We start from the raw sequence: 25924 nt of genomic DNA on the forward strand, positions 1-25924 counted from the left end.
CGTTTCAGCCGGGCTGATAGCACAATAACGAGAAGACAGAGGTAAGTATGGATTTTGCAAAAATTTCCCGGTCGCTACTGCCGTTGCTGGGAGGCAGGGACAATATTGCCAGCGCCGCGCACTGCGCCACGCGCCTGCGTCTGGTACTGGTGGACGATGCTAAAGCAGATACCGATGCCATTGGCAAAATCGATGGCGTGAAAGGCTGCTTTCGCAATGCCGGTCAGTTGCAGGTTATTTTCGGTACTGGTGTGGTTAACAAGGTTTATGCGGCGTTTATCGCCGAGGCGGGCATCAGCGAATCGAGCAAATCAGAAGCGGCTGATATTGCCGCGCGTAAACTGAATCCATTCCAGCGCATCGCCCGTCTGCTGTCGAATATTTTTGTGCCGATCATTCCCGCCATCGTCGCCTCCGGCCTGCTAATGGGGCTGCTGGGAATGGTCAAAACCTATGGCTGGGTAAATCCTGATAATGCGCTCTACATCATGCTCGATATGTGTAGCTCGGCTGCATTTATCATTTTGCCGATCCTGATTGGCTTTACCGCTGCGCGTGAATTTGGCGGTAACCCCTTCCTCGGTGCCACCCTTGGCGGCATCCTTACCCACCCGGCCCTGACTAACGCCTGGGGTGTGGCGGCAGGCTTCCACACCATGAACTTCTTCGGTATCGAAGTCGCGATGATTGGCTACCAGGGCACGGTGTTTCCGGTGCTGCTGGCGGTGTGGTTTATGAGCATGCTGGAAAAACAACTGCGCCGGGTGATCCCGGATGCGCTGGATCTGATTCTGACACCCTTCCTGACGGTGATTATCTCCGGCTTTGTCGCGCTGCTGATCATCGGCCCGGCCGGTCGAATGCTGGGCGATGGCATCTCCTTCGTGCTCAGCACCCTGATCACCCACGCGGGCTGGCTGGCGGGACTGTTGTTTGGCGGGTTGTATTCGGTGATTGTCATCACCGGCGTGCATCACAGCTTCCATGCCATCGAAGCCGGTCTGCTGGGCAATCCTTCCATTGGAGTCAACTTCCTGTTGCCGATCTGGGCGATGGCTAACGTGGCACAGGGGGGAGCCTGTCTGGCGGTATGGTTTAAAACTAAAGATGCGAAGATTAAAGCTATCACCCTGCCCTCGGCGTTCTCGGCGCTGCTGGGCATTACCGAGGCCGCTATCTTTGGTATCAACCTGCGTTTTATGAAACCCTTTATCGCAGCGCTGATCGGGGGTGCCATCGGGGGGGCCTGGGTGGTATCGGTGCATGTGTACATGACCGCAGTCGGACTGACGGGCCTGCCGGGTATGGCGATTGTACAGGCCAGCTCTCTGCTAAATTATGCGATTGGGATGGTGATTGCCTTCAGCACCGCCTTCGTTCTCTCTTACCTGCTTAAATACAAAACGGACTCTGAATAATGGCTTCCTCAACGCTTTTGCCCGCCATTTTACAGGCGGTGATGCAGCGCCAGCCCAGGGCGCTCAGTGACAGCCACTATCCCGGCTGGCACCTGGCTCCGGTAACCGGCCTGCTCAACGATCCTAACGGCTTTATCCACTTTGCCGGTCGCTACCATTTGTTCTACCAGTGGAATGCACTTGGCTGCCAGCATAAGCATAAATGCTGGGGGCACTGGAGTTCGGCGGATCTGCTGCACTGGCAACACGAACCTATTGCGCTGATGCCTGATGAGGACTATGACCGCAGCGGCTGCTACTCCGGTAGCGCCGTCGATAACCAGGGCGTGCTGACGCTGGTCTATACCGGCAACGTCAAATATGACGACGGCTCGCGCACCGCCTGGCAGTGTCTGGCGGTGCAAAATAGCGCGGGTGGTTTTGATAAAACCGGCCCGGTGATTGCGCTGCCAGAGGGTTATACCGGGCATGTACGAGACCCGAAAGTGTGGCGGCACGGGGACGACTGGTACATGGTGCTGGGCGCTCAGGACCCGCAATTGCAGGGCAAAGTGCTGCTGCTGCGTTCAGCGGATTTGCACAGCTGGCATAACCTCGGAGAGATTGCCGGAAGCGGTCTCGGTGGCCTGGGAGAGGCAGGTTATATGTGGGAGTGCCCAGACATGTTCTCCCTCGGTGAAAACACTTACCTTATCTGCTGCCCGCAGGGCGTGACGCGGGAAGAGAAACGTTATCTGAATACCCATCCGAGCGCGTATCTCAGCGGTCAACTCGATTATGACAACGTCCATTACCGGCACGGATCGTTGCGGGAACTGGACGCCGGATTCGAGTTTTATGCACCGCAAACCACACTCACTGCCGACGGCCGACGCCTGCTGGTAGGCTGGATGGGTGTGCCGGACGGCGAAGAGATGGCCCAACCCACCGTCGCCCAGGGCTGGATCCATCAGATGACGTGCCTGCGTGAACTGAGCTCACGGGATGGCAGGCTGTATCAGCAACCCATCGCAGAATTGCAGGCACTGCGTGGGGAAGAACAGCGTTACCACGGCAGCGCTGATACCGCTCCGCCGTTAGAGGCGCAACGGCTGGAACTGTTGCTGGAAAGCCAGGGTGAGGTGACGCTGAATTTTGCCGACACGCTAATTCTGGAGTGGCGTCGGGATGCACTGCGCCTCGCCCGCCGCAGTCTGGAGACCGGTGAGTGGCTGTATCGTTACTGGGAAGGAACCGCCAGCCGTTTGCAGATCCTTTGTGACCACTCCAGCGTGGAAATCTTTATTAACGATGGTGAAGGCGTGATGAGCAGCCGTTACTTCCCGGCCCATCCGGCACGTTTAATCCTGAGCGGCAGCGCAGATCTGCAAGCCCGCTACTGGTCGTTACGTCACTGCATGGTAGAATAAGTCATTGTTTCATTAACCGATGCATTGTCGTGAGAAAAACAAAACGCGTTACCATCAGTGATATCGCCGCGCTGGCAGGGGTGTCAAAAGCCACTGCCAGCCTGGTGCTGAACGGCCGTGGTAAAGAGTTGCGCGTGGCAAAGGAGACACGGGAGCGTGTGCTGACGCTGGCGCAGCAACATCATTATCAGCCGAGCATCCATGCCCGCCTGCTGCGTGATGACCGCAGCCATACGTTGGGGCTGGTGGTGCCGGAAATCACCAACCACGGTTTCGCCGTGTTTTCTCACGAGCTGGAAAATTTGTGTCGCGAAGCGGGCCTGCAACTGCTGATATCCTGTACCGATGAAAATGCCGGGCAGGAAATGGTAGTGGTCAATAACCTCGTGGCGCGTCAGGTGGATGGTCTGATCGTTGCCTCCAGCATGTTGAGCGACAGTGACTACGTAAAACTCAGCGAACAGCTGCCGGTGGTATTGTTTGACCGGCATATGAACGACACTCAGCTGCCACTGGTGATCACCGACTCCATTACCCCCACAGCCGATTTAGTGGAACGACTGGCACGCGCCAGACCTGATGAGGTTTACTTTCTCGGCGGCCAGCCGCGCCTGTCACCTACCAAAGACCGTCTGGCGGGTTTTATGCAGGGGCTGGAGCGCGCCGGAGTCACACTACGCCCGGAGTGGATTATTCACGGTAACTATCACCCCAGCAGTGGCTACGAGATGTTTGCCGCACTATGCGCCAGACTCGGACGTCCACCTAAAGCGCTGTTTACCGCCGCCTGCGGCCTGCTGGAAGGGGTACTGCGTTATATGAGTCAGCACCATTTGCTGACCAGCGATATCCGCATCGCCAGTTTTGATGATCACTATCTTTATGATTCGCTGTCAGTGCCTATCGACACCGTAGAACAGAACGTGCCACGCCTGGCGCAGGAGTGTTTCTCCATGCTGACGCAGATGATTCAGGGACAGGACCCGGCAGAAAATCAGATCATCCTTCCCGCTACGCTGCGCTTACGTTCCGTGTAGATCCTGGTGTTTAAAAAAGGGGCTCCCAATTCGGGAACCCCTTTTTGTACTCCTGTCGGAAAGGAATAAGGCAGGTTATTTAATTTCGGTGACGAAGTTTTCACGGCTACGACGAACTTTCTTCAGGTTCACCAGCCAGTCGCCTTCATCAGCACGGTAGCCCAGCGGCAGAATGATCACACTGCGCAGACCTTTCTCTTTCAGACCAAGGATTTCATCGACCGCTGCCGGGTCAAAACCTTCCATCGGTGTCGCATCAACTTCTTCAAAAGCGGCGGCAATCATTGCACTACCCAGCGCGATGTACGCCTGACGCGCCGCCGACTGATAATTACCTTCGGTGCCACGCTCAGCAACAATGCCCAGCAGCATCTGACGGTAATTCTCCCAACCCTCATTGCGGAAACCCCTGACTTCATTGGTCAGATCGAACATCATATTGACGCGATCGGGGGTGATGTCATCCCAGGCAGCAAACACCATCAGGTGAGAACAATCCGTAATCTGCGCCTGATTCCACGCTACAGCACGAATTTTTTCACGGATTTCTGCGTTGGTAATGACCATCAACTCAAACGGCTGCAATCCGCTGGAGGTCGCGGTTAAGCGCACGGCTTCAATGATGCGTTCCAGTTTGTCGTCTGGCACCACTTTGCTGGCATCAAATTTCTTGGTTGCGTAACGCCAGGCAAGTTTGTCATTAAGAGTGGTCAAGATATCTTCCTTATGGTGTTTGAGAACGCAGGCCACATCGGGGCGGCCTGCAAAGCGTTTCAGAGGATATCAGCACTTATGGATTGCCGCTGAAGCAGAACGAGCCTTGAGTTCATCATCAATACGAAGATTTATGCTACCCATACCGCACTCCTCACAATAAATGTATTTACAAACGTCATGACAATTATTGCTGGTTAGTAGCCAGTCACAACCTCGCCTGATCATGCTTTTAAGACCTGATACGTACCCTGGCACATCATTTACTCTATAAAGCTGATATTTTATTAACTTAACAAATTAACATGATAATCAGAAATCCACATAATCCTATCCCCCTTAAACCATCACAAACTCAGGCGGGTTGAAGGCCGTCACTTCTGGTAGCGGTTCGTTCCAGGCAACGATCTCGACCCAGCAACTCTGCGCGCTACAGCCCTGCCCCAATCTTGAACTGCCACGATCCTCCGTCAGCACGTTCGGATTACCGTGTTTATCAAGTGAATCTGTCAGGCTCGGGTCCTGCGGGTCATACCAGGCGCCCGTTGACATCTGCACCACACCGGGACGAATATCTTCACTAAGATGAACACCTGCCAGAATGGCACCGCGCTGATTAAACACCTTCACCACGCTGCCTTCGCTGATGCTACGTGTTGCGGCATCCAGAGGATGCATCCACAGCGGTTCCCTGCCCTGAATCTTGGTTTTGCGACTCACGCTACCGTGGTCATATTGGCTATGCAGGCGGGTTCGCGGCTGGCTGGAAAGCAGATGCAGCGGCCATTGGGCGGCGATTTCACGCTGTGACTCAGCTTCAGGTTCATACCAAAACGGATGCCCCGGACACTCTTCATATCCGAAATCGGCCACGGTCTGAGAAAATAGTTCAATTTTACCGGAAGGGGTCGGCAGTGGTGCCAATTCCGGGTTGTCACGGAAGGCTTTCAGGAAAATCTGCGGTTCGTCTGGACGTGCATACTCCAGCATTCCCTGCCCCCAGAAATCGTCGAAGGCAGGTAAATCGATACCATCTGCCAGCGCACGCGGTCTGGAAGCATCATAAATAAAGCGCAGCCACGCATCGGCATCACGCCCTTCGCTGAAACTCTCGCCAAAACCCATCTTTTCCGCCAGCGCGTGGAAGATGGCGTAATCATCCCGCGCCTCTCCCTGCGCGGCAATATGCTGGCGCATGGCAATGATAAAACCATCATTACTGGAGCTGCCGATATCGTTGCGTTCCAGCGAGGTGGTAACCGGGAAAACGATGTCAGCGAATTTCGCCTGGGCAGTCCAGTATTGCTCGTGTACCACCACGGTATCCGGCTGTCGCCAGGCCTCAACCAGACGATTCAGATCCTGATGATGGTGGAAAGCGTTACCGCCCGCCCAATAAACCACACGGATATCGGGATAGGTGCAATCCCTGCCGTCAAACTGATAATGACCACCCGGATTCAGCAACATGTCCGAAAGACGCGCCACCGGGATGATTTCGTTGACCGCGTTGGTTCCTGCCGGGAAACGCGGGCCGGAGAAAGTACGACGTACCGAACCCGCCAGGTTGGTGCTGGCATAGGCAAAACCGAGGCCACCGCCTGGAGTGCCGATCTGGCCAATCATCGCCGCCAGCGCCACAGTTGCCCAGAAGGTTTGCTCCCCCTGGAACGCGCGTTGCAGTGACCAGGCAATGTTAATCATGGTGCGTTTTGCCACCATCTTGCGCGCCAGCTCGCGAATGACTTGCGCCTCTATCCCCGTGATAGCGGCTGCCCATTCCGGCGTTTTTGCCTTGCCGTCTTTGTGGCCCAGCAGATAGTCCCGATACTCAGCAAATCCGACGGTGTGACTGGCAACAAAACGGGCGTCGTAGAGTGATTCATCAATCAGCACAAAACTCAGCGCCAGCAACAACGCCGTGTCACTGCCCGGTTTCAGTGAAAGCCATTCCGCGTTAGTAACACCGGAGAGATCGTTTTTAACCGGACTCACATTAATAAAATGGGTACCGTTATGCTGCATCTCCCCCAGCCAGTGCTTGAGAGAGTGATCGTTTGCTGCGCCGCCATTAACCTGCGAATTACGTAAAGGCAGGCCACCAAAAGCGACAAACAGCTCGCAATGCTCGGCCAGCGAAGACCAGTGAGTATGTTGCTTCTGCAACACATCCAGCTCTCCGATGATATGCGGTAATAACCGCTCGGCCGCCGCCAGGCTATAGGTGTTAGTGCTGTCCGTGTAGCCACCCAGCTGGTTAAAGAATCGGTGCAACTGGCTTTGCGCGTGATGGAAGCGACCAGCACTCGACCAGCCATAAGAACCGGCATAAAAGGCCTGGTTGCCATGAGTCTGCTTTACCCTTGTCAGTTCATCGGCGACCAGCGCGATGGCCGTTTCCCAGCTCACTTCAACAAAAGGTTCTTTACCACGACCATGACGTGAATCGTGGCCATGCTGGAGATAACCGAGACGCACAGCAGGGCGACGGATACGGCTGGGGCCATTCACCGCACCGACCAGAGACTGGCCGATCGCTGAAGGGTTACGGTCCCATTCGACTGGTTCAACGGCAGTAAGGGAGCCTTCGGAAGTAGACACGCGATAAGTGCCCCAGTGCATAACGGCGAGGTTGTGATGTTTGGTCATGGTGATTTGCGATGTGAATTACGTTATTGGTATTCCGTCACAGTAGCACAGAGGGAAAGGTACAGAGATAAAATATCTATACTACAGCGCTAACCTGCCCTCTTGCTTCGCTTGCAATATGCTGACCTCTCGCCCGCAATGAGACTTCGATACGATGAGGCGTCAACTGACTTGCTGCATTGTTAACATTAAGTTCCGCGTGACTACCTCGTTTTAGGTGATAAGTTTTTTATATGGGAAGAACCGTTAAAACATTTCTACTTTGGTAATAGCCAATTATTTCACAAATAAAGAAATGGATGCCCCATGTTTTCAATCGCCACCTGCCCCCATCACTCTTTTGTGCCCCTGGTTCAACACCCGGCACCCGCTAATGTATGGGGGGCACAGACACTTTCTGACGGGTGTTCTTATGCGAAGAACGTCGTCGATACACCCTGTTCCACATCCGCTGTTAATCGCAACGATTCCCGTCATGCCCCGGTCTCGCTTTCTGCAATGACCGAACAATCGCATTCAATAACGCTAAATATGTGCGACATGCCTGGCGAAGTCGATATCGGACGGGCTTTTGATAAGGATTTCACTGCAATTGATATGGAGGAACTTCCCGAACAGTCGTTTTTCACGAAGGATTTTAGCGCGATTGAGATACCAGAATTTGTTGCTGAAATGTCGAAAGCTGACTTTTCTCAGTTCTTAAATAATTTTCGCGCTGTTTTTTCACGCAACCTTGCATCCGTAGGCTTGTCCACCGCTGCGCGTGAAGTTGTCAGGCATGGTGTGCTGTCACACTTATCGACAATAGCGCCAACAGCCGTCACCACTGTGGGTGTCATCTCCGGCCTTCTTCCTGTTTTATTGCAATTTGCAGGCCTGGCTACAGATGTTTATCAGGGAAGGCAAACGGTGCAGAGTAACTGTGCTCGACTGGCTAATATAGCCATGGTGACCGGGGCAATGGCCGGGCTGGCCTGTTCTGGTGGCCTTGCTGCGGCTGCTCCAGCATTAATTTCTGCTTTCTGGGTTTATGTCCCTGTCCGAGACCTTTGCCAGTATTTTTTGACGTTACATGATAATGCAACACCTGCCCCCATTCTGCCTGCGATAGCTTGTGCTGCGGGTGCCTACGCTGTCAATCAAACTCTGGTCTGCCTGGCGATGGCCTATGTCGCCGATGCGTTATCAGCACTGGGGCCGATAACGGCGAATGTTGTTTCTGCTACCAGCCTCAATATCTTTGGTGAAACGGTAGAGCATATTACCTGCCGACAGTTACATGCCTACTTCACTGACGCGGAGGCACTACACATTCGTTGTCATTTGCGTTCGGGAGATGACATCAACTGGCAAAGTGTTGGCGATCTGGTCTCTATTCCCATTGCCAGCCGTTCATCTTTATTTGCTTCCACCTATGCCAATACTTTTGCGATTCAGGGTGACAGCCTTGTTCAAAGTGTGACCGCCGCAGGCAGTCTGGCGCTGGGGTATCCTATGTTCATTTACAGTGCTGAACATAAAGCTTCACCCACCGCAAAGGGAGAGAAAATGTGATGTGCTTTGCTGCATTTTTCTGAAAAACTTTTGGGGGTGATGGCGCCTTAAAGATAGTTCGGAGAACTCCCCTCTGTTGATTTTGGCATTAAGGCATTCCGGATTCAGTGAAACCATCCAATGAACATCATTATGTCATATTATTATCTTAACAAGATAATTACATAGCAACAGCTCATTTTAATAAGATCATATCTTGTTAACATTAATTATGACAACTCAAGTGTTAATAAGTTAATTTCTTAATAAGATATTATGATGGCAACATCTTTTTTTATGATCTTGTTAAGCCGGTATTGTCTTATCAACTGCGTAAATTACTAACCCTATCGATGTTGGCACACTGCCGATTATAACCACAATCTGTTATCTTAACCCAGTCATTGCACCGGGTGAGAACATCAATACCTGTCTTAATAAGATGATAAGAAGTTATGTTAGTAACATAATTCTATCGGGTTTAACCTATCACCATCATAATATCTTGTTAAGATAGTAATAGATTAAGATATGATATTGATAATTTCTAACTGGCTTAGTGGCTTAGTGGCTTAGTGGCTTAGTGGCTTAGTGGCTTAGTGGCTTAGTGGCTTAGTGGCTTAGTGGCTTAGTGGCTTAGTGGCTTAGTGGCTTAGTGGCTTAGTGGCTTAGTGGCTTAGTGGCTTAGTGGCTTAACAAGATAATAAATTACCATAATGTTATCCCGTCAACTTATTATCATATTAATTTTATCTTAACCATGCTCTAAATCTCTTCCGGGGGGCACCTCCGGCATGTGCTCATAATGCCGACTACCCATACTGCCATCGGCAGGTATAATTAATCAGAGCACCTGCGCCAGACTAAATATGTATGTGTCCACGTTAGTTCCTCAACACGTTCTGGAATATTGTCAGATGTACAGAGTAAACGTTACTTATTGGGTGCCGAATCGACCATCACAGCAAAAGAAAAATATTAAGATGCTAACAAATTAACTTAACAAGATAATACGTAGGTAAGTGTCAGAGATTACGAACTTGTTAAGTAAACATCTTAATATTTTACTATCATCGTATAGACCTGCCGTAACCTCACAATCCCCGTAATAACGTTGAGTTGTTAAGGCAATAGGTGACTGATTTATCGTGATTATCTCGTCGCTATGATATGGCGGAAGAGAATGTTTGAGTGTTGGTGCAATTCACGATTGCTATCTTAACAAGATATTAAGAGTAAGATACCATAATCACAAATAACAACTTAACAAGATAGTATCTTGTCTTGTTGTTATCAGAAGATCTTGTTAAGATACGATGATTACAACATTTCCGCGTTACACTATTTATCGTTATTAATGGAGGTCATCGATGATTATCGTACTGGGTAGTCAGAAGGGTGGGGTAGGCAAAAGTACCCTGGCTGTGTCTCTCGCTGCTGGATTGCTTTCCCGTGGCTACAGAGTGCTCATCGTGGATGCCGATGACCAGAAATCCGTATTAACCTGGTACAATAACCGTCCGGAATCACTCCCGCATATTCCCGTAACCGGCGCCTCCGGCAATATCAAAGCTATGCTTAAAGAGCATGCGAAATCTTACGACTACATCATTGCTGATTGCGCTGGTCGAGACAGTGCAGAAATGCGCAGTGGCCTGATGGCCGCAGATGTCTTCATTTCACCTCTGCGTCCATCACAAATGGATCTCGATGTGGTGCCTCATACCTGCTCAGTATTCACAGCTGCGAAGGACTTTAACGAAGATGTGAAAGGGTATCTTGTGCTGAACATGACCCCAACTAATATGTTCGTTAATGAAGGCAACGAAGCCGCTAAGGTTCTGGAAGATTTTCCTGAAATGAAACTGGCTGAAACTCGTATCTGCGATCGTAAAGCTCACAGGGATGCCTGGGCAGAGTCTATGACCATTTATGAAACAGAAAACAGTAAAGCTAAAGATGAAGTTGAAAGGCTGATCCAGGAGGTCATCTTATGAGAAACAGAGCTGGCGTTTCGAAAGAAAGAGAGAATGACTTCATTAATGGCGGGACTGCGGCATTGACCACAACGGGTGCTCTGCAAGCAAAAGCACCCGATCCTGAGCCAGTAAAGAAGGCTAAAGCTAAACCAGTCAGTATCTCGTTTACCGATGAGAACCTTAAAGATATCGACAATCGTATTCGTAATGAAATCCTGGCCGGTGGTTCACGAGTAAATCGTTCTGACATTGTTCGCGCCGCAATTCTCGGACTTGAACATTTATCAGACGAAGAAATCTCAGTGCTTATCAGCAAAGCTAAGCTTCAGTAAGTAAATCTCGAATAAGTAAGTTATTATCTTATTAAGATAGTAACTTACTTTGTGACAACGTCACCCTCCATTTGTCTTACTCTCAATATCTTATTGCCCATTAGCGTGATGATCAGTTCGTTAGCATATCGTCAGAACAAATCTTCTTAACTTGTTAAGATCGTAAGATCGGGAGGCAGAGATGCCTGTCTCTTACCTCATTTAAGAATGAAATAACGATACCTGATATTCGTCATACTGCCTGATAGGGTTAAAAGCGTCCTGTATGCTCTCAGAATGCGTTATCAGGCGATTAGTGAGGGTTGGTGCTTATCCATCATGGAAAATGCGGAGAAGGGCTTATACAACGATCCTTTTGGCATGATGAGTAGATCATTTACTGAAGTGTTGGTATGTAGCTTGAAGTAAAAGCTTTTCGTTTTGAGTTGAGTGCACTTAATTCTGGATATTGTCGATCGCGTATTGCCAGAATCTGATGCTGAAGGCCTGTCAGAAATCGATATCAGACACTCATTAAGATCACACTCGGTTAGTGAGCAGCGATCGAAGCCTTTTGAGCCAAACAGTAAGGTTGAGCCGATGGCTTAACACCCATTTCTTAGCAAGATATCCACTTATCCACTGGTTAGATCCTAATTAATTAGATCCAGTGTAGATCCTATAGAGATCCCAAATAGATCCCCGATCGTCGCAGCCCGCAGCAGCACTGGCCTGAGAGGGTATCAGCATAAGCTATAGTAAGTGAAATATAAACTGTAGTGAGAGAACCATAAACTATAGCATGCTAAATATAAGCTGTAGTTGGAAAACGACATAAGCTATAGTGAGCAAAATGCACTGAACACCGATATTGCTGTGGATTGTTTTTCTCCCTTATCTTCATGCAATTAGGCTCACTTTGCGTGAGTTGTTGTTCTGTAATTCACAATCCTGATGCTTCGATCTTTTCAACGATCATCGACGAAACCGTGAGAATGCCCGTGGACAGCGAGAATCTAGACCTGAAGAAACTGTTTGAGGAAAAGGACAAGAATACAGGTGAGGTCATCACGCTCACACCTAATGTCAACAATACGGTTCAGCCGGTTGCATTAATGCGCCTCGGTGTTTTTGTTCCTACACTTAAGTCACTGAAAAACAGTAAAAATAAAACCTTTGCTACCACGGACGCCACCGAAGAACTGACCCGACTTTCTCTGGCGAAAGCCGAGGGGTTCGATAAGGTCGAGATCGTCGGCCCGCGCCTTGATATGGACAACGATTTCAAGACCTGGGTCGGGATCATTCACTCCTTTGCCAAGCACAAAGTCATTGGTGACAAGGTACAGCTGCCGTTCGTTGAATTTGCCAAGCTATGCGGGATCCCTTCAAGCCGCTCGTCTAAGAAGCTCAGAGAGCGTATCAGTCCCTCTCTGAAGCGTATAGCAGCGACAACCATCTCATTCACCAGCAACATGGGGGATGATGGTAAGGAATATATCACCCACCTGGTGCAGTCAGCCTATTACGATACCAAAAAAGACATCGTTATTTTGCAGGCAGACCCCAAACTCTTTGAACTATATGAGTTTGATCGTAAAGTGCTTTTGCAGCTTAAAGCTATCAATGTGCTGAAGCGTCGTGAGTCAGCTCAGGCGCTTTATACCTATATCGAAAGTCTGCCAAAAAATCCTGCCCCCATTTCTCTGGCTCGCCTGCGTGACAGGCTTAACCTTAAGTCCCCGGTTTTCTCACAAAACCAGACGGTAAGGCGTGCGATGGAGCAACTGAAGGAGATTGGCTATCTGGACTACTCAGAAGTGCAGCGGGGCCGTAGCGTCTATTTCAACGTTCATTATCGCCGTCCAAAGCTGAAAGCACCGAAAAATGAGAGCGTTGAAAATCCTCAGCTTCCAACTTCAGCTCCCACAACGCCGGCAGAACCGGTTGATGCAGCGCTTCAGGAAAAACTCGAACTTTTGAATAAGTTAGGGATCTCGATGGCCGACCTCGAGAAACTGTTCAAAGCTAAGTGATGGATATAAGCTGTAGTGAGTAGGTTACTTACTACAGCTTATACTTACCCCTCTTAATACTCTCCATAGTTTATGCTTTTCATCTAACTCATTGATCTTAAAGTGACTGATGACTCCACTCACGTGATAGTCCTCGAGCAGATTACTCACTATAGCTTATCTTCCTGCTCGCTATAGATTATGTCATATGCTGTAGTGAGTGGATTACTCACCATAGCTTATGCAGGGGAGGGGGATTGGCAGGGATCTACTCACTATAGTTTATAAAAGACTGACTACATCTCATGATCTACTCCCTGCAGCTTAGGATGCAACATCCCTGGCAGGAGAAGTTACTCACTATAGCTTATATATAGTCTGTGGTGAGCAATCTACTCCTTATAGCTTATATTCAGTTACCCCCCTGGTAACCACTAACCTGCAACTTATTGATTTTATTTTTGTTAGCAAGCACTAACTTAATCGATGCAATCACAACTTACTCACTCTAGATTATGATTACTCCCTACAGCTTATGAAGTATCACCAGAGATGATTTACTCCCTATAGCTTATATATAAACTATAGGGAGTAGAGAACATCACGCTGATTTGAGGAAATGGTATCGGTTCTTAAAAAAGACTTATTAGCGATAACATAATCTTATCAGCAGGTTAGATAAATTAAATGCATTATGTGACAACGTCACTTGGTTCATGGCGATATGCAGGCTTATCACAAAATCAGTGGCAGCTGAAAGAGTGGTATAGATATATCTTTCTGATATTAAAAGATTTTAAACTTAAAACATCGGAGTCAGAGACTGATGTTATCTGAGCTGTAATCAGTCCTGAGTCGCCAGATATAAGCTGTAGTGAGTAGATAAGGCTGCTGACAGAACTGAAGGTATCAGCAAGCAGGTAAGAGGATCCTGCATAAGTAGATAAGATCTGCCGTGGGCTTAACGGGGGGCTTGCACCTGAAAAGTCAGCAAAAGGGAAGACGGTAACGACAGGGCTGTCAGTCAGACATGTTTGAAGCCAGAAAGTAAAACTCCTGCCAGCTGTGCAGGAGTTTCATTGAAACGCATTGGACAGAGAATCAGCAGAAGCCCATCAGATGTCCTGACTACTGGTGCTATTTAGTGGCCAGGAATCGAACAGGTAACCATCGAAGTAAATATCATCAACGTCAGAAAATTCCAGCAGGCGCTGTTTAACATTTTCCAGATGTTGCCACATTGCCATTTTAGCAGCACGGGCATCTTTCTTGATAAGCGTAGCGAGGATCTTTTTATGATCATCTAACCACTGTTTGCGGTAACTGGTGTTAATCAGATGGCGGTGCAACTGGCTCCACATCACATTGTCTTCACGCCACTGCCATGACTGTTTAAACAGTTCCACCAGCATGCTGTTATGGGTTGCCTCGGCAATCGCCAGATGGAAATTGCGATCACCGTTTTCTGAGCTATTCACGGCACCGGAAGCCAGCTCTTTTTCTTCCAGCTCCAGCGCCTGACGCATTTTCACAATATCTTCGCGGGTGGCCTGAAGTGCCGCAAACTCGGCGATGTTACTTTCCAGTAGCTGACGAGCCTGCAACATCTCAAACGGTCCTGCATCGTTGCAGGCGGGTTGGGCAGGAGCTGGCGGCGAGGGATTATCATTAATCACATAGATGCCTGCACCACGCCGCACTTCGATCAACCCTTCCAGCTCCAGCATGATCAACGCCTCACGCACCAGGGTACGCGTAACATTTAGCATCCCGGCAATTTCACGTTCCGGCGGCAGCCGTTCCCCCACAGCATATTCCTTCTGCGTAATCATCCTGCGGAGAAGCTCTCCGACTTCCTGATAAGGGCGCTGTGGTGAGGCATGAATTTTCATAATGCTCTTTCTGCTGGTTAAGGGATAACAACCCCTGAAGCTGCCATCTTCAGAGACAGGCACTATAGCATAGTGATGCTGCTGACCTCACAGAGGGGTGAGTGCAAAGTACCGTTGCGCATTGTTGAAGCAAATATCCTGCACCATGTTACCGAGCAGCGGTTCATCTTCAGGCAGGATGCCATCCTTTACCCACTGCCCGAGCAGGTTGCACAGAATACGGCGGAAATATTCATGGCGGGTATAGGAAAGGAAGCTGCGTGAATCGGTCAGCATGCCAACAAACTGGCTGAGTAAACCTATTTGCGATAATTGCTCCAGCTGCCGCAGCATCCCATCGCGTTGATCGTTGAACCACCAGCCGGAACCGAACTGAACCTTGCCTGCGATGCCCGCACCTTGAAAGTTACCTGCCATGGTCGCCAGCACTTCGTTATCACGCGGATTCAGACAATAAAGAATGGTTTTTGGCAACCGATCTTCAATATCCATCGCATCAAGCAGACGCGCCAGTGGCCAGGCGATATTGTTATCACCGATAGAATCGAAGCCACTGTCCGGACCCAGCAGACGAAACATGCGCGTGCTGTTATTACGAATCGCGCCGATATGCAGCTGCATCACCCAGCCACGGCGTGCGTATTCTGCGCCAAGCCATACCAACACCGCAGTGCTGAACTGCGCGATTTCCCGCTCCTCCAGCTGATCGCCCCGACGACGTTTTGCCAGAATGGTATCGAGCGTATGATCGTCCGGCACCGACGCAAAACGCAGGGTTTCGATACCGTGGTCAGCGGCCCGACAGCTATGCGCAGCAAAATGATCAAGTCGTTGCATGAGCGCACGACGGAGTGCCGCAAAACTGTTGATGGCAATATCCGCCGCTGCTTCGAGCCGCTCCAGATAATCAACAAAACCGTCGAGTTCGATCTTAAACACCCGGTCAGGCCGCCAGCTCGGCGCAACATCAATATCAATGCTGTCGTCATCGGCGATCTGACGATGGTATTGCAGAGAATCGACAGGGTCATCGGTGGTGCCGACCATCCGAACATTCATCTGGCGCATGATGCCGCGCGCAGAAAATTCAGGAGAAGCCAGTTTCTCAGCACAGCGGTCCCAGATTTGCTGCGCGGTATCAGGTCCGAACAGGGTGTTAGTGATACCAAATGGACGACGCAATTCGAGGTGAGTCCAGTGATAGAGCGGGTTACCAAGGGTTTTCGGCACGGTATGTGCCCAGGCGATGTATTTTTCGTAATCGCTGGTGCTGGCTCCGGTAATCAGTGATTCCTCAACACCCGCCGCGCGTAATGCACGCCATTTATAATGGTCGCCTTCGAGCCAGATCTGCCCCAGATTGGCGAAACGACGATCTTCGGCGATTTCGCGCGGATTGAGGTGGCAATGATAATCATAGATTGGCATCGCGGCGGCGTAGTCGTGGTACAGACGACGCGCAAAACCGGTTTGCAGCAGGAAATCTTCATCCATAAATTGGCTCATCAGGAAACTCCATGGCTGAGTGATTCGACAGCGGCGCGTGCACCGGCCTGGCACAGCAGCAAATAGGACTGTGTCAGCGTGGCAACAAAGGCCGTATTTGCGGGCAGGTCTTCACCGAAAATCGTGTTAATCGCCAGCAATGCCTTGACGCGATCTTCTCCCGTTGCATGCTGCTGATTGATCGCCTGCAAGGTAGTGAATAATGGGTCAACCACCTCGATGCTACTGCCCGATTCATCTTCGGCCAGCACATAGCGCATCCACCCGGCAATACCCATCGCCAGATGACGGTAGTCAGTACCGTTTCGCAGATGTTGCCGCAGCGGATCGAGTAAACGTTGCGGGAGCTTCTGGCTGCCATCCATTGCGATCTGCCAGGTACGATGTTGCAAAGCGGGATTGCTGAAACGCTCGATTAACTGCTCAGCGTAACCTCGCAGGTCAATGCCGACAGGCAGGGTCAGCGTAGGAACCTGTTCTGCCATCATCAGGGTGAAGGCGGCCTGGCGATATGCGTTATGTTGCATGGTTTCCGCGACGGTCTGGAACCCACCGAGGTAGCCGAGGTAAGCCAGGAACGAGTGGCTGCCGTTGAGCATACGCAGTTTCATCAGTTCAAACGGGACGACATCGTCAACAAATTGCGCGCCAACAAGATCCCAGTCGGGGCGACCATTAACGAAGTTATCCTCGATCACCCATTGGCGGAACGGTTCGCAGGCAACGCCGCAGGGATCATTCACTCCCAGCAGGGCGGCGATTTCCTGTTGCGTTTCTGCGGTAACCGCCGGGACAATGCGGTCCACCATGGTACAGGGGAAGGTCACCTGGCTGGCAATCCACTCAGCTAACTCAGGGTCGCGCTGCCGCGCCAGCCCGAGAACCGCTGCACGCGTGACATGACCATTTTCACGCAGGTTATCGCAGGACATAACGGTAAAGGGGAGTAATCCTTGCTCACGGCGCAGGCGTAGCGCTTCGACAATATAACCCATCGCCGATTTGGGCGTGTCAGGGTGAGAAAGATCGTGCTGGATTAGCGGATGCGTCAGATCCAGTTCGCCAGAGGCTGCGGAGGTACAATAACCTTTTTCCGTCACTGTCAGGGAAACGATGGCGGTTTGCTCACGCGTCATCGCCTGTAAAATACCGCCACAACCATCCAGCGCCGGATGCAGGGCCTCTTTTACGACACCGATGATTTTGAGCGCGATTTGATCTGCGCCTTTTTCGGCCACACTATACAGCAAACGCTGTTTACGCAGATTTTCCACCAGCTGCTGGCCACTTGCCGACATCAGGTTGACCTCACTGATGCCCCAGTCGCAGTCGCTGATTTCCAGCAGGTGATGCAGATAAACAGCCTGATGGGCGCGGTGAAAAGCGCCACATCCGAGATGGACAATGCGGGGGACCAGCCGGGAACTATCCCAGTCAGGAAGGGCAACAGTACATGTGCCACTGGCAAGGGTGTTTTCCATGTTAACTCCAGTCTTAAAGCGCGGGGCCGTAAAGTCAGCCCCGGAAGCCAGCGTTAAAAACAGGCACGATGGATAGCCAGCTCTACGCCGCGGATTTCCGCCAGACCTTTCAGGCGGCCGATCGCGGAATAACCTGGGTTGGTTTTCTTATGCAGATCGTCCAGCATCTGATGACCATGGTCGGGGCGCATCGGGATCAGGTCTTCCTGACCAGCCGCTTTACGGCGATGCTCCTCTTCAGCGATGGCTTTGATCACTGCAAACATGTCCACATCCCCGGCCAGATGGGCGGCTTCATGAAAACTGTTCGGATTCTCTTCGCGTTTGGTTGAACGCAGATGGGCGAAATAAATCCGTGAGGCAAAGCGTTTAACCATGCCGGGCAAATCATTCTCTGCCAGTACCCCATAGGAGCCGGTACACATGGTGAAACCATTGGCCGGACTGCTGACGGTATCGATCATCCACTGCAAATCATCCGCATTGGAGACGATGCGGGGTAAACCGAGAATCGGACGCGGCGGATCGTCAGGATGAACCGCCATGCGGACCCCGGCTTCTTCCGCCACCGGAATAATGCTGCGCAGGAAGGTAGCAAAGTTTTCACGCAGCCTTGTTTTGTCGATGCCATCATAGCGCGCCAGTTGTGCACGAAATTGATTGAGCGTGTAGCCTTCTTCCGCGCCTGGCAGGCCAGCGATAATATTGCGGGTCAGGCGTGCTTTGCTTTCGTCACTCATGCTGGCGAAGCGCTCGGCGGCCTGAGCTATTTCTGCCGCGCTGTAATCCTGCTCCGCACCGGCACGTTGCAGGATATGCAGTTCAAACACCGCGAACTCGATTTGGTCAAAGCGTAGCGCTTTCGCGCCATCGGGCAGCAGGTATTCGAGATCGGTACGTGTCCAGTCGAGTATCGGCATGAAGTTGTAGCACACGGTGGTGATGCCGCATTGTGCGAGGTTGCGTAATGACTGCTGATAATTGCTGATCCACTTCTGGCATTGGCCGCTGCCGGTTTTGATCTCTTCATGAATCGGCACGCTCTCCACCACTGACCAGACTAAACCTGCGGCTTCAATCGTTTCTTTACGCTTCATGATCTCTTCAACCGACCACACTTCACCGTTGGGAATATGGTGCAGGGCGGTGACAATCCCGGTTGCGCCAGCTTGTCTTGCATCAGCGAGTGAGACAGGGTCGTTCGGACCGTACCAGCGCCAGGTCTGCTTCATGTGTTTTCCTCTCCAGTGAATGTCTAAATTGGTTGACCAATCAAGCCGGGGAATGCGTATCCTTTATCGGCTATGGCACCGTCTGACGCTAAAATTCGACTCTTTAGCGCATCATGTCAACCAGTCAGATGAATTTGGTTAACCAGATCACAAATACGGCATCAACCTGGCGACCACCTTGATTAACTGTGTTTCACTCCTGGCGGATGGTCAGAGACGGTTCACAGAAACCGCGCCTCAATAAGACATGACAAATCCTGCGCTGAAACCCTTCCTTCAGCCTCTGTTAACCGCGGGAATTGTTAACTCATGATGTCAAAAAAAGTGGAGAACCAGATGAACCGCAGTTTGAATCCGGGGATAGCTGCCGCAGGCAGTAAGCGAATCTGGCGCAATTTGCGCTGGTGGGTGTTGGTGCTGTTTTTAGCTGGCGTCACGGTCAACTACATAACCCGCAACTCGTTAGGCATCCTGGCACCTGAGCTGAAAACCAGTCTCGGCATCACCACCGAACAATACTCATGGATCGTTGGGGCATTCCAGCTGGCCTATACCGTCTTTCAGCCCCTCTGTGGTTGGTTAATTGATGTGATTGGCCTGAAAATGGGCTTCCTGATCTGTGCCTCTATATGGGCGCTGGCCTGCCTGTTCCACGCAGGCGCCGCCAACTGGGTACATCTGGCTATTCTTCGTTTTGTCATGGGTGGAGCGGAAGCGGCTGCTACCCCAGCCAACGCCAAGGTGATTGGCGAGTGGTTTCCGAGAAAAGAGCGGCCGGTGGCAGCTGGCTGGGCGGGAGTCGGCTTCTCCATCGGTGCCATGCTGGCGCCACCCATTATCTATTTTGCCCATACTTCCTTTGGCTGGCAGGGGGCGTTTCTGTTTACCGGCCTGCTGGCGCTGGCCTGGGTGATTCTGTGGTGGCTGTTCTATCGCGATCCCGAACGTCACCCAAACCTGGCAAGCGCTGAACTGGAATTTATCCGTCAGGATAACGAACCCCCGGCAGTCAAACTCAGTTTCTTCAAAGCGCTGAAAACTGTCGCCAAAAACAAACGTTTCTATGGCATCGCCATCCCGGCCTTTATGGCTGAACCCGCCTGGGGAGTATTGAGCTTCTGGGTGCCGTTATATCTGGCGAAAGATCTGGGTATGGACCTGAAGCAAATCGCCATGTTCGCCTGGCTACCGTTCCTCGCCGCTGATTTAGGCAGTGCAGCGAGTGGTTATCTGACGCGCATCTATACGCGGTTGTTTGGTTTTACCCAGGTTAATTCGGTCGTTGCCAGCTCTGTCACCGGTGCGTTCCTGATGCTCTCCCTCGCGCTGGTGGCGATCACTAAAAGTCCCTATGTCGCCATTGCGTTGATCTCGATCGGCGGCTTCGGCCATCAGATCATCTCCTGCATGCTGAGTGCGCTGGTGGTGGAGAAGTTTGACAAAGGCCAGATGGCAACCGTCAACGGTATGCGCGGCTCCTTCGCCTGGATCTCCAGCTTCCTGTTTTCGCTGGTGATCGGGGTGACGGCCGACAAGATTGGCTTTAATCCCCTGTTTGTGGCGATGGGCTTCTTTGACCTGATTGGTGCGGTATTCCTGATCGCTTTTATTGCTGAACGTCGCGCCCAGCGCGCCTGAAAAAGTAGGTAACGATGAAAACGTTAAAAAACTGGTCCCTGGCAGGTTCCGACAAATACCATCTGGCTTTGACCGTAGATGGCAAACATACGTTATGCCTGTATGTGCTGGAGCAAAATATGTTCCGCGTGGTGATCAAACGTCAGGGCGAATATTCCCTCGACAGAACCTGGAGTATTGCGCCGGAAAGCGACGTGCCGTGGGAAGGGCGAGCGCGTGACAGCCTGGCCGGTTTCACCTTACCCGGCTTCACGTTACAGGAAACGGACAACAGGTTGGTTGTCGCGACAGAGAGATTGCGCGTTATCATTCGTCAGCCGCTGTCGCTGGAGTGGCAATATCGTGACAGCGCAGGGGAGTGGCAATTGCTGACCAGCGATCGTCCCACCAGCGCTTACCTGCTGAATGCACACGGTGATGGTGTGGCACATTATCAGCGTCGCATGGCTGACGATCGTTACTATGGCCTGGGCGAGAAGGCCGGTGATTTGCAGCGTAATGGCAAGCGCTATGAAATGCGCAACCTGGATGCGATGGGATACAACGCCTCCTCAACCGATCCGCTGTATAAACACGTTCCCTTTACCATCACCCGTCGCCATGACGTCAGCTTCGGCCTGTATTACGATAACCTCAGCAGCAGTTGGTTCGATCTCGGGAATGAGCTGGATAACTATCACCAGCCGTATCGCCGCTGGCAGGCTGAGAGTGGCGATATTGATTATTACCTGTTTGTCGGCGACAAAGTGCTGGATGTCACCAAAACCTTTGTCCGTCTGACTGGCAAAACCCTGTTTGGTCCAAAATGGAGCCTCGGCTACAGCGGTTCTACCATGCACTACACCGATGCGCCGGATGCGCAGAATCAGCTGATGAATTTTATCCACTTGTGTGAAGAACATGATATTCCGTGTGATTCGTTCCAGCTCTCTTCCGGCTACACCTCGATCAACAACAAGCGTTATGTGTTCAACTGGAACTACGACAAGGTGCCGCAGCCGGAAGCGATGAGTCAGGCGTTTCACGATGCGGGCCTGCGCCTGGCAGCGAATATCAAACCTTGTCTGTTGCAGGATCATCCGCGTTATGAAGAAGTGGCAACCAGAGGGCTGTTTATCCGCGATTCGGAGCAAGATGCCCCTGAGCGTTCGGTGTTCTGGGATGACGAAGGTTCGCACCTTGATTTCACCCATCCGGACGCGGTGGCATGGTGGCAGGAAAATGTGACCCGACAACTGCTGGAGAAGGGCATCGATTCCACCTGGAATGACAACAACGAATATGAAGTCTGGGATGGCGAAGCTCGTTGCCACGGCTTTGGCACGCCGATCGCCATCAAGCATATCCGCCCGGTGATGCCATTGTTAATGATGCGTGCCTCTATGGAAGCGCAGCAGCGTTTTGCCCCGGAAAAGCGTCCTTTCCTGATTTCCCGCTCGGGTTGTGCCGGGATGCAACGCTATGTGCAGACCTGGAGTGGTGATAACCGCACCAACTGGACGTCACTGCGTTACAACATTCGCATGGGGCTGGGGATGAGCCTCTCCGGTTTGTATAACGTCGGCCACGACGTCGGCGGTTTTTCGGGTGATAAGCCTGATGCCGAACTGTTTGTGCGCTGGGTGCAAAATGGCGTGATGCATCCGCGTTTTACCATCCATTCGTGGAATGATGATCACACCGTGAATGAACCCTGGATGTATCCGGCAGTGACGCCGGCCATTCGCGCAGCCATCGAATTGCGCTATCGCCTGCTGCCGTATCTCTACACGCTGTTGTGGCAGGCGCATGCGGACGATGAACCGATGCTGCGCCCGACCTTCCTCGATCATGAACATGACGCGCAAACCAGTGTCGAATGTGACGAATTCCTGCTCGGGCGTGATCTGCTGGTGGCTAGCGTAGTCGAGCCAGGGCAACGCGAACGCCGCCTGTGGCTGCCAGACAATCAAACCGGCTGGTATGACTTCGCTACGCATCAGTGGTACAGCGGTGGTCAGTGGATCACGCTGGATGCGCCGCTGGAGCAGCAACCGATGCTGGTGCGTGCCGGTGCCGGGTTGGCTTTAAGCCAGCGTCTGCGCCATGTTGATGCAAAGGCCGACGATCAACGCGAGCTGCAACTGTACCCGCTCAAAGGCAAAGGCTCCAGTGTGGGGCTGCTGTTCGAAGATGATGGTGAGTCATGGGGTTATCAGAAAGGTAATGCGTTGTGGTTGCACTGGGAAATGACATGCGATGCGGCGGCCATTCATCTGCGTTTCAATCGCAAAGGAAGTTATAAGTCAGCCTGGCAGACTCTGAAGGTCACCCTTCCAGCAGGCGAAACGCGCCCGCTGTTTATCGATGGTGTTGCCGTAGCCAATGACCAGGCTGAAGTCACGCTGGCGAGCATAACGACAGCCTGAATTTAAGCGTATTAACCCAGCCGGGGCCTTCTGTCCCGGCTTTGTCTTTCTCCATTATTCCGGCTTTCTTTATATCAATTCTTTGATCGCTATCGATTAAGTTTCTCAAACAACCTTGTATTAGGTAGTAGAGGAATCGGGGTGCAATAATTCGTGATTTTTCATACTAAATTCACATGCACTGTCAGGCATTTCAATATGCATATATAGATTCGCCCCTTAGATCACAAAATACCTAATCGCCCGGTAGCGTAATATCTGGATTTGCTCTGCACTATCCATGGCATTGTTACGGGGCGACACTACGATAATCATCAATAATTTTAATGAAAATTGTACAATCCTCAGTTATGATTGGCTGAACATTGAGCAGCTAAGGATTGTGGCTATGGATGCATCTAAGATCGCTGAGGGGATCTGGGACAGTGTTAAAGGATTGCCTAAGAGTTTCAGCGTACTTATATCAGTACTGGTACGTTAGGTTATAATCGTAAGTTTCGAAATGAACAGGAAAACGAACGATTCTACCGGGTTATCAAGTCGCTAATCAGCAATGAAGAACCTATCCGCCGCCTTATCACCATTGTCATTACTGATTTTTACAACAAGCTCGACGAATACGGCAAAGAAGCGGTACATAACCAGATTGGATATGGCACAGGACGTTTGGCCGGCCGTGTTGGTGGACAGATCTTAACTTCTCAGGTTATTGCTACTTCCATTGTAAAACATGCGAAAGGATCATATGCATGGAAAACCCTGTATGGTGCTGGAGCGAGTTTTACCTTTACTGCGGGACTATGGCAAGGACTCATTGAAGAAGCAGCTTTAGCCAGCCGCAGAATGCAAAACCACTACCCACATACATTCTGGAAAGTGCAGCCTCAAGGTCTGGACATGATCTACTTTGTTGTTGAAGAACAGTTGAAACCATATCTTGAATTCATAAACAGTCATCCAGAAGTGTGTAAAAGGATTAACGATGCGATTTGTAAACTGGCTGGGTAAAGCAATTGGATGGTTTCTTGCCCATGCGTTACAGGGAACGATTACGGTTGTGATGAGCTTTATCGCTCTCGCCTCATTGACCATATTCGATAGTGTTGCCATGAAACTTACTGGTTTCTTCGGTTCGTTCGCAGTGGTCTATGTCGCCAGCTATTTCTTAGGAAAAGTACGGGGCGAACATAAACAATAGGTTGAATCCCTTGCTACCAGGCAAGGGATTATGATTTAAAATGGCAACTCCCCTTGCATGTCATAGAATTCAACTACAAAAGCATCAATTATTTCACTTTGTGCCCTGAGCCAACGGCTCAACTAAAAATCAGCTACGGCAGAAAGGCGGCTCAGGATGCCAGGTCCAGATTATTATCAGTTATTTTCCAAAGTAAATCTTGAAATAATTTATATTTACGTCGAATGATTATGTTTAATTAATTAAAAATAACAAAATCTAACACCCCGATATATTACAAAAGACTTAAAGGAATATACATAATGACAAATTTCATAAAAAGAATTTTAGGTGGCATCTTAATGGAAACTGTACCTATTGGGATAATTGTCTTTATGGCTGTAATTTACGTAACATTTATACCGGGGCATTGGGGTAAGTTGACACTGTTAATCATTGAAATAGTTACCTTGTTTGGTGGTAAGTTCAATGAAAGCTTCTAAATGATCATGTTTAGATAAATATTTTTCAGAATTGGGGAACCCCCCATTCATTTACAATGAAGTGGTATTTTTAATATCCTAACCAGCTCGTGCTTTTGCACCCTTCCTCATAAAAGTTGATCGTGCCACTGGAGTTTGGCAACAACCCCGGCTTTGTCTTTCCCCATCATTCTGACCTTCACCTTTTGCTCAGCACTCCCCAATAGAAAAGAAGGTTTCAATTGTAGATTGATCGATCTACAATTGGCGCAACCACACGCCAGAGGATGCAACCATGAGACAACACGCAGGCAGGCCCAGAGAGTTTGACCCCCAGGATTTTCTCAATTCGGCCCTCGATTGCTTTTGGCAGCAGGGCTATCGTGCGACGTCGATGGCGGATTTGATGAAGGCATCGGGACTGGCCAGTGCGAGCATTTATAAACTCTATGCTGACAAACGGTCGATCTTTCTGGCCGCACTTCAGCAATATATGGATGCCGGGCTGGTGCGTGGTAAGCAACGTGATGATGAGCTGACTCCGGTTGATGCCCTGCGTGAGACGCTGGAGTTTGTTGCACTGGTTTCATCTGGTCCGGAGGGGGAAAAAGGCTGCTTTACCATCGCGGCGGCGTGCGAATTGCTGCCGGGTGACGCTGATGTACGCGCCAGGGTTGAGTATAAATTCCGCGGCATTGTGGCGCGCCTGACCAGCATTTTGCAGAAAGGACAGCAGCAAGGTGTATTCCGCTGCGATGAAAGCGCTGCGGTGATGGCCGAATGCATATTTATGATGCTGGAAGGCATGCGCGTTTACGGCAAGATCAAGCCAGATATTACGATGCTGCGAAAAACCAATGATTTTATTATCAAATCGGTGCAGGGGTAATGATGCTGCCGCCAGGTTCTATTGTGCGCCGCCGGAAAAGGAGAAAAACCATGGTGGTGCTGGAAACGGCCGAACAGGTTGTTTGGTGCGGGTGGATCGACAACGGGCGATTCTATAAACGGCGTTTCCCCGCTGACCAGCTGATACTTTGCCA

Annotated in this window: 18 protein-coding genes; 12 read left to right on the forward strand and 6 right to left on the reverse strand. The window is 50.7% G+C overall.

The genetic code is table 11. From position 1 onward, the window contains the following. Positions 1–47: 47 nt before the first annotated feature. Genes RCF31_RS26735 through RCF31_RS26745 form a run of 3 tightly spaced genes read left to right on the forward strand, consistent with a single transcriptional unit; the run spans position 48 to position 3864 of the window. Positions 48–1418, forward strand: coding sequence for a sucrose-specific PTS transporter subunit IIBC (locus RCF31_RS26735; protein ID WP_332667935.1), 1371 nt, complete (start codon positions 48–50; stop codon positions 1416–1418). Further along, the gene (locus RCF31_RS26740; RefSeq protein ID WP_416414718.1) at positions 1418–2827 is read left to right on the forward strand and encodes a sucrose-6-phosphate hydrolase; all 1410 of its coding nucleotides are present in this window, start codon (positions 1418–1420) and stop codon (positions 2825–2827) included. The genes RCF31_RS26735 and RCF31_RS26740 overlap by 1 nt, the downstream gene beginning before the upstream one ends. A 29-nt stretch (positions 2828–2856) precedes the next feature. After that, on the forward strand, positions 2857–3864 hold the full coding sequence (locus RCF31_RS26745) for a substrate-binding domain-containing protein (RefSeq protein ID WP_416414719.1): 1008 nt from the start codon (positions 2857–2859) through the stop codon (positions 3862–3864). Positions 3865–3939: 75 nt separating this feature from the next. Here RCF31_RS26745 and RCF31_RS26750 read toward each other — a convergent pair whose 3' ends face one another. Together RCF31_RS26750 and RCF31_RS26755 are read right to left on the reverse strand one after the other, a co-directional pair. Then, positions 3940–4578, reverse strand: a complete 639-nt coding sequence (locus RCF31_RS26750) for an NAD(P)H-dependent oxidoreductase (protein WP_299454576.1) — start codon at positions 4576–4578, stop codon at positions 3940–3942. Positions 4579–4917: 339 nt separating this feature from the next. Then, positions 4918–7227, reverse strand: a complete 2310-nt coding sequence (locus tag RCF31_RS26755; protein ID WP_416414720.1) for a molybdopterin-dependent oxidoreductase — start codon at positions 7225–7227, stop codon at positions 4918–4920. A gap of 498 nt (positions 7228–7725) precedes the next feature. Between RCF31_RS26755 and RCF31_RS26760 the strand changes: the two genes are divergently transcribed. The 4 genes from RCF31_RS26760 to RCF31_RS26775 all read left to right on the forward strand — a co-directional run bounded on the left by RCF31_RS26760 (position 7726) and on the right by RCF31_RS26775 (position 13086). Then, complete coding sequence (locus RCF31_RS26760; protein WP_416414721.1) at positions 7726–8781, forward strand: hypothetical protein; 1056 nt, start codon at positions 7726–7728, stop codon at positions 8779–8781. A 1349-nt stretch (positions 8782–10130) separates the two neighbouring features. Next, positions 10131–10757: a ParA family plasmid-partitioning AAA ATPase gene (locus tag RCF31_RS26765; protein WP_299454569.1), complete on the forward strand. Its 627-nt coding sequence runs from the start codon at positions 10131–10133 to the stop codon at positions 10755–10757. Then, positions 10754–11071, forward strand: coding sequence for a hypothetical protein (locus RCF31_RS26770; RefSeq protein ID WP_416414723.1), 318 nt, complete (start codon positions 10754–10756; stop codon positions 11069–11071). Before RCF31_RS26765 ends, RCF31_RS26770 begins: the two co-directional genes overlap by 4 nt. 1010 nt (positions 11072–12081) lie before the next feature. Then, positions 12082–13086, forward strand: a complete 1005-nt coding sequence (locus RCF31_RS26775) for a RepB family plasmid replication initiator protein (protein WP_416414839.1) — start codon at positions 12082–12084, stop codon at positions 13084–13086. A gap of 1094 nt (positions 13087–14180) precedes the next feature. Here the strand turns inward: RCF31_RS26775 and uxuR are convergent. The 4 genes from uxuR to uxuA all read right to left on the reverse strand — a co-directional run bounded on the left by uxuR (position 14181) and on the right by uxuA (position 19176). Then, entirely contained in the window at positions 14181–14957 is a 777-nt protein-coding gene (gene uxuR / locus RCF31_RS26780) for a Uxu operon transcriptional regulator (protein WP_313683724.1), read from the reverse strand. A gap of 87 nt (positions 14958–15044) precedes the next feature. Beyond that, positions 15045–16463 carry a glucuronate isomerase gene (uxaC, locus tag RCF31_RS26785; RefSeq protein ID WP_416414725.1) on the reverse strand — a complete coding sequence of 473 codons (1419 nt, stop codon included), beginning with the start codon at positions 16461–16463 and terminating at the stop codon, positions 15045–15047. Beyond that, on the reverse strand, positions 16463–17944 hold the full coding sequence (locus tag RCF31_RS26790; protein WP_416414726.1) for a fructuronate reductase: 1482 nt from the start codon (positions 17942–17944) through the stop codon (positions 16463–16465). The genes uxaC and RCF31_RS26790 overlap by 1 nt, the downstream gene beginning before the upstream one ends. A 53-nt stretch (positions 17945–17997) precedes the next feature. Then, a complete protein-coding gene (gene uxuA / locus RCF31_RS26795; protein WP_416414727.1) occupies positions 17998–19176 on the reverse strand; it encodes a mannonate dehydratase in 1179 nt (392 codons plus the stop codon). A gap of 336 nt (positions 19177–19512) precedes the next feature. Here uxuA and RCF31_RS26800 point away from each other — a divergent pair, with 336 nt between their 5' ends. The 5 genes from RCF31_RS26800 (at position 19513) to RCF31_RS26820 (ending at position 25770) form a co-directional block, all read left to right on the forward strand. After that, positions 19513–20814 (forward strand): MFS transporter, encoded by a 1302-nt coding sequence (locus RCF31_RS26800; protein ID WP_416414728.1) that lies wholly within the window; start codon positions 19513–19515, stop codon positions 20812–20814. A 14-nt stretch (positions 20815–20828) separates the two neighbouring features. Then, positions 20829–23222 carry a TIM-barrel domain-containing protein gene (locus tag RCF31_RS26805; protein ID WP_416414729.1) on the forward strand — a complete coding sequence of 798 codons (2394 nt, stop codon included), beginning with the start codon at positions 20829–20831 and terminating at the stop codon, positions 23220–23222. 666 nt (positions 23223–23888) lie between these two features. Beyond that, positions 23889–24230, forward strand: a complete 342-nt coding sequence (locus tag RCF31_RS26810) for a hypothetical protein (RefSeq protein ID WP_416414730.1) — start codon at positions 23889–23891, stop codon at positions 24228–24230. Next, entirely contained in the window at positions 24205–24420 is a 216-nt protein-coding gene (locus tag RCF31_RS26815) for a hypothetical protein (protein ID WP_416414731.1), read from the forward strand. The genes RCF31_RS26810 and RCF31_RS26815 overlap by 26 nt, the downstream gene beginning before the upstream one ends. A gap of 756 nt (positions 24421–25176) precedes the next feature. Next, on the forward strand, positions 25177–25770 hold the full coding sequence (locus RCF31_RS26820) for a TetR/AcrR family transcriptional regulator (RefSeq protein WP_416414732.1): 594 nt from the start codon (positions 25177–25179) through the stop codon (positions 25768–25770). The last annotated feature ends 154 nt before the right edge of the window (positions 25771–25924 follow it).

This window comes from Pantoea sp. App145 (assembly GCF_047947045.1).
GTDB lineage: Bacteria > Pseudomonadota > Gammaproteobacteria > Enterobacterales > Enterobacteriaceae > Pantoea.